General features: G+C 59.4%; 2 protein-coding genes. One reads left to right on the top strand and one right to left on the bottom strand.

Annotated features, from left to right (window positions below; translation table 11 throughout):
- A partial coding sequence (locus LBK75_10050; protein ID MDR1158622.1) for a hypothetical protein occupies positions 1-695 on the bottom strand: 695 nt, incomplete at its 3' end.
- Positions 696-1,517: 822 nt separating this feature from the next.
- Here LBK75_10050 and LBK75_10045 point away from each other — a divergent pair.
- A partial coding sequence (locus tag LBK75_10045; protein ID MDR1158621.1) for an InlB B-repeat-containing protein occupies positions 1,518-6,949 on the top strand: 5,432 nt, incomplete at its 3' end.

Raw genomic sequence — 6,949 nt, 5'->3', positions numbered from 1 at the left:
TTGATGTAATATTCATAGGTATTTCTCGGTGTGAAAGAGCTGTTCGTCCACAGCCGGTTGATCTCGTTGTTGTAGGCCAGCGGGTGTTTGACGTTCGGGAGGAACTGTAAGTACTCCTGGCCGTTGTCGGCTTCCGTCCTGCTCGTCATACCCTTGCCGATCGCGGTGCCCAGACTGCCGGTGAGGAAGGCGTCCTCGCCGTAGGTCTCGTAGGCGCGCCCGTAACGCGGGTCGCGTAGCAGGTCGAGTACCGGCGTCAGGCGGGAAATGCCGCCGGCAGCGCCGGCCTCCGACTCCTTGGCGATGATGTCTCCAATTTTCTCCAACAATGCATCATCCCAGGTCTGTGAGAGGCCCAGCGAGCTGGGGAACACCGTGGCCTGCGAACCGGCGACGCCGTGCAGGCCCTCGCCGCCGCCGGCCCGGCCGCCGTTGACGCCGAGACGGTTGATGGTGCCACCGCCGGCGATCTTCTCCTCCAAGGTCAGTTGGCCGATCAGGTTATTCAAGCGGGTGCCCATGTCTTTGGTATCGTCCTGAAAATCATACGCCGGGGTAAAAGGTTTCACCGACACCGCCAAGGGAGCGATGTCCGAAGCGGCCACGGCCGGCGTCAGCCCAACGAATAGGGAGACAAGCATGGCGGCCACGAGCGCCAAGGGCAGGAGTCTGCCGGAAAGTTGTGTTTTTTTCATGTTGTATGTTCCTTCCTGATTTGTTTTTACAGACACTGTGTGTTGCACTTCATCACCGTACTGTGGTGCTCCTTCGCGTTTTGCCATGACCTCCTTTCTTTCATCCACCGTCCCACCGGTTTTTCGGGACCGGTCGCCTCTCGAACGGGGTCTTTTTCTGCTTCCGCTTGCGTTATCTCCTCCCTTTTCACACGAATTTGTACTTTTGGGCTTCCTATATATCCATTCTACGGCGTGCCCCTAATGGCACGAACACACCGAAAAATGCGCCGATATGAAAAAAGAAGTGATAAAAATGCGCAGAATGGCCATGAAAAATGCTTGCCCTGATAAGGTATACCTTGTCAGAACGGGAGAAAACACACCGATTTATCTTCCAAATTGCTTTTGTGTTATCAAAGTGAACAAAGCGAGAAGATGGAAAATGATGATCCTATTGACATTGCCGCTAGTGTGTAATAGAATATGGGTTAAGAGTCAGAAATTATGATATTTAGCAAGGTATACATTAACAGAGATACCAAAAACGGATCTTGATGCGGTCGGGCTTGAGGTTAGAATGACGGCGAAGCCCGCGCACAGCGGAAAAAGAACGGCCAGAAAAATGGCCGCACCGCTGCGGAAAAAATCGATTTGAAGATCGCCCACAAGGAGGTGATGCGATGAGATGATATAGAAGCAAAATCCTATGAATTAGAGCACCACAGAATACTGCCAAACGGGCCGGCCGGCTCCGGTTTTATCTGGGGGCAGGGCCGGCGGAGGAGACCTCACGAGATGTCCATAAGACAAACTGCAACCAAATAAGGAGGATTTTTGGGTATGAAAAAAGCTGGAAAACGCGCGCTTTCACTGGGACTTTGTCTCGCATTGGTGTTGTCTGTCCTGACGCTGGGGATGATTTCCTTCGCGGCGCCACCGGATGGCGCGTCGCTGGACGCTGTCGTTATCACCCAGGTGTTCGAGTACGGGCAGGAAGCCATTGCCGTAGCCATTGATTTGGGCGAGGAAAAGACTGTCACGTTGACAAGTTTGCCCACAGAGAGTTTCTCCGTCACGGCGCGCACCACGTTTGAAGGCGCCGTCAAGTACGAAGGCGAGCGCACCGTCACGAGTGCATATCTCAGCGCGACGGAGGATGCGGGGACGCCGGCCCTGACGGGGCGGTACCTCATCCTGGAGCTGAAACACGGCTTCGAGTTGACCCTGGTTGAAGACGGAGAGCAGGCGACGACGCTGACATATGAGGGGCGTAACAAATCGCTTGATCTCGAATATGTGATCACGGTGGAAGCGGCCGTTGAGGGCACGGGGCTGGTCGCGGACGGCGTATACGCAAACCCGGCCGGGCCAAGCGGCGTCAGAAACCGTGTCGTGGACGAGTTCGAGGACGGCGAGCACGAGGGCCTGCACTACAAACTCTACAGCCCGGACAGTGCCGCAGGAGATGCCTCCAAGCCTATGGTGCTCTGGTTGCACGGCGGCGGCGAGGGCACCTATAAGAATGCCGAGGGCGAAGAGGTCTACAGCGGCGCGCAGATTTTGGCCAACATGGGCGGCGTCGGCTGGGTGGAGGCCGCGCGGGCGGATCCGAATCTCGACGCCTACGTACTCGCGCCGCAGGGCGACATCAAGGGCACGATGACGGCCGGCGGCTGGGATTGGGGCTCGACCAAGACCGACGACGCGCGTATCGACGCGCTACTGAAAGACTTGATCGCCGATGAGGACCTTTTCATCGACGAAGCCAGGATCTATGTGTCAGGCTGTTCCAACGGCGGCGCGCAGACGCTGTCCCAACTTATCTACTCCGAGAACACTGCTGGGGCAGTGCCCTTCGCGGGCGCCATCGTGGACTGCCCGTCTTTGTCCTATTTCCGTGAGGGTGTCGACAGGCTGATAAGCGACGCCGAGCTGGCGTCCATCAAAGGTATCCCCCTGTGGTTCTATCAGGCTGAGGACGATCCCACGGTGCGTCAGCCCTCAACGTGGAATACGATCGAAGCACTGAAACAGCTGGATGTGCGGGAAGTGCTCTACACGCACCCTGACCAGGTCGACGGTGTGGAAAACGACGGCGACAACGATTACAACGACCACTGGATCTGGCTGCGCCCGCTGCAGAACCTGCCGGAGGTTTTGGGGAATTATGAAGATCCAGATGTCACGACCGAGCTGGTCGGTGGCGTGACGACTCCGACATCCGGAACCGTGAAGCCTATCGACTGGCTGTTTGGCAAGACGAGCGAGACGGCCACCGTCACGTTTGACATAAACGGCGGCACGGGCGCTGTTGCTGCCCAGACCGTCCGCGTGGGTGGCCGTGTCGGCGCTGTCACGCCACCCACCAAGGCAGGCTCTCTCTTTGCATCGTGGAATCTTGGAACGGTGAACGGCGGTGTGTTCGATGTGGACGCGGACCCCGTCACGGGGGACGTCACATTGGTGGCGACGTGGACGGTTGTCGAGGGGGGGAAGTTCGGTGTAACCTTCAACAGTCAGGGCGGTTCATTTGTCCAGGCCGCGGAGGTGACGGCGGCCGCGACTGTGACTGAGCCGGCGGCGCCCACAAGACACGGGTATACCTTCGATGGCTGGTACACAGACGCGGCGGGTACGACACCTTGGGATTTTGTCGACACGGTCGACACGGCCGACACGGTCCTCTATGCGAAATGGCTGCAGAATTATCCTGTGAAATACCTCCTGGACATCCCGGCTAGGGAACTGGAGCATGGGATGGAACTGGTGTATAAAACGGAAGGCGAAACAGAGGAATTGCCGGCGCCGACTAGGGACGGCTATGACTTTGTGGCGTGGTCCGGCGACGACGGCCGGTTGCACGATGCGAGTGATGTGGTTGCGATCACCGGTCCTGCCGCGTTCACGGCGCGCTGGCGCCTGCAGCCCGAGACGCCCGACGACCTGACGAGCATTGTGGTGAACGCTGCGGTGCACGGCGACGGCCAGAAGATAGAGACCATTGTGATCACGGTGGACGATCCCGAAATTTTGGAGGACGAGCTCACCGTGGAGGACTTTGTACTGGAAGGGCACACCAGTGCTTGGGACGGCAAGTTTGTGGGCGCGGATTTCGCGGACCCGATGGCCTACCGGCAGAGCAATATCGTTCCCTTTGCCTTCGAGGTGACAGACGTCGCGGTGGAAGAAGACACTGTCACGATCTCGGTGGCTCCACATGTGACGACCGACCAAGATACCGCCAATGAAGAAACCGACGTGAATTACAAGCTGTACTACGTGCAAGACTACACCCTCACCTGTGCCGCCCTGCCGGCGCTCTCCTTCACCAACCAGCAGACGCCGACATCCTACGGCAGCTTTGACAACAGCGCCGTGACGGTTGTCACGCCGACGGCGGACGAGTTTGTCTATGTCAAAACGGTGAAGAGCGGTGCGGATGTGACCGATTTCAATTACTTCCTCTACACGCCGTCGGACCCCGACGCGGTCGCCCCGCTGCCGTTGGTACTTTCGAACCATGGCTCCGGCGACCACATGTCGACGCTGGCCAACCGGGTGGCGCTCGCGTGGGCGGAGCAGGATGTGCAGGCCGCCTATGTCCTGTCGCCTGTCTACCCGCAGATGCCAAACAACAGCGCCGTGAGCACCGGTGAGATTCAGGACGAGGTCATCGTAAAAACCATCGCGCTGATTGAGGAGATGATTGGCGACGGGCTGGTCGATCCAGACCGCGTGTACATCGAGGGCAAATCGATGGGCGGCGGTAACACGATCAAGATCGCCCATCTGCATCCGGATTTCTTCGCGGCCATGATGCCGTTGTGCGGTACAGCCGCAGCAAACCAGGCCGGTACTTACACTTACGCGGACGTGGCAGCTGTGCTGAAGGATCTGCCGGCCTGGTTCATCGTCGGCGAAAAGGATCCTCTGGTTGTAGAAAGCCAAAACTACTATGACGCGCTGGTGGCAGCCGGCAGTTACAAGGCGAAGCTGACGAAGTACACGCCGGAAGAGATGCTCGCGCACGGCATCGAGAAGCCGCACGACAATGAGATCATGAGCATGGAGGACCCCCGGCACTTCGCGTGGATGTTTGCCCAGAAGCGGGGCGGCATCAACAGCAACATCGACTACATCCGCGTGAACACCCATACGCCGCCGCGTGGGCACACGATAGACACCCTTGAGATCTATGTGAACGACGAGGACGCCTTGGACGGCATCGACGCCCCGGCGGATTTCGTGGGTTCCAAGATCACCGGCAACACTTACAACTACAGCAGTCGGCAGCTATCCAGCGGTGAGTACCGGACGGACACCACGGTCCCGTTCGAGGCGACCATCACGGGCGTCGCGGTGGACGGCAAGAAGCTGACGCTCACGCTGGCGCCCATCAAGGGCTATCTGACGCCGGGTGATCCGGCCAGTGGCGTGGATGAGACATTTGGCGGATTTAAGAAGTATTACTACGTGAAGGACTTCACAGTGAAGAGCGCAAACGGCGAAATTGACTTTACGATCGATAGGGAGAAGGCCGGCGACACCACAGCCGCAGTGGCCGACGACTTCGTACAGGTCTCCGCGAAGAACGAAGGGGAATTCGATTACTACCTCTATTCCCCGGAGGGTACCGTTGCGTACGATGGAAGCAATGTGACGGGCATTGAGCCCAAACCGTTGGTTCTGGTGATGCACGGTTCCGGCGACCAGGGTGTCCTGTACGCGAACCGGATGGCCGTGGCTTTCGCGGAAGAGGACGCGAACCCGGCCTATGTGCTGGCGCCTGTATACACGACGCAAAACGAATCGGTGCCGGACGCGGGCGACGCCATTGAAAACCAGTGGGTGACGACGGAGCAGTCCATCGCACTGATCCAGCGGATGATCGACCGGGGACTCGTCGACCCCAAGCGCGTGTACCTGATCGGCAAATCGATGGGCGGTAAGAATGTCCAGCGGACCTATGCGGCGTATTCGGATTTCTTTGCCGCGGCCGTTTCGCTCTCGGGCAGCATCGCGCAAGAATTTGTGGACGATCCGGACAGCACATCCGTGACTGCGGAGGATGTGGATGCGGACTTCGCGGCGTTGCTGGCGGGAAAACCGTTCGCCATCATCCACAGTGTCGGCGATCCGCTCAACAGCAGCGACACCACAGAAAACGGCGGTAAGACGACACAGTCCCGTGCATTGCGGGACGCTATCCTAGCTGCGGCAGGTAAGACCCTGGAAGAGGCTGCGCCGATGTTCTGGTTCAAAGAGTACCAGTCGACGGAACTCACATCTGAGGATGTGGATGTCAAGCCGCACGATGTCGAGATCCTCTGCATGGAGGGCGACGACTTCGCCGCGTTGACCGGCTGGCTGTTTACCAAGCAGACCACTGTCACCGTCACATTTAACGCAAATGGCGGCAGCGCTGTGGCATCTCAGGAGGTGCCCTACGGCGGAACGCTCGCGACGCCGCTGCCGACGCCAACGCGTACGAATGCCACCTTTAACCACTGGTATACGACGAATTCCGCCACGCCGTTTGACGCCGCGCAGATCCTCTATGAGGACGTGACGCTCACGGCGAATTGGACCGTTTCCAGCAGCTCTAGCGGTGGTTCCCCGGTTACCACCTATCGGGTGACCTTCAACAGCCAGGGCGGCAGCGCCGTGACTGCGCAGACGGTGACGAGCGGCCGCGCCGCGACAAAGCCCGCGGACCCGACGCGCGAGGGCTACACCTTCGACGGCTGGTACACGGACGCGGCGGGGACGACCGCCTACAACTTCAGCACGCTTGTCACGGCGAGCATCACGCTGTATGCCAAGTGGACGGCGGATGACGGCACCGACACGACGCCCAACGAGACGCCGTTTGCCGACGTCGCCGGGCATTGGGGCTATGAGGATATCGAATACGCCTACAAGGCCGGCTGGATGAACGGTACCTCCGCGAACAAATTCTCGCCGGACATCCGGACCGAGCGCGGCATGATCGTCACGGTGCTGTGGCGGATCGAGGGATCCCCCGCCCCCACGGCAGCGGCGCCGTTTGACGATGTGGAGGCGGGTGCCTACTACGCGCAGGCGGTGGCCTGGGCGGCGGAGCACGACGTTGTGAACGGCGTGGGCGGCGGCCTGTTTGCGCCGCTGCGCCAGGTGACGCGTGAGCAGGTGGCCACGATCCTCTACCGGTACGCGCAGTACAAGCAGTACGACGTGAGCGCGCAGGGTGACCTGAGCGCGTTCCCGGACGCCACGTCCGTCTCTGGTTACGA

The organism is Oscillospiraceae bacterium (assembly GCA_031265355.1).
Classification (GTDB): Bacteria; Bacillota; Clostridia; order Oscillospirales; family UBA929; genus JAIRTA01.
This window is presented reverse-complemented; position numbering and strand designations above follow the sequence as displayed.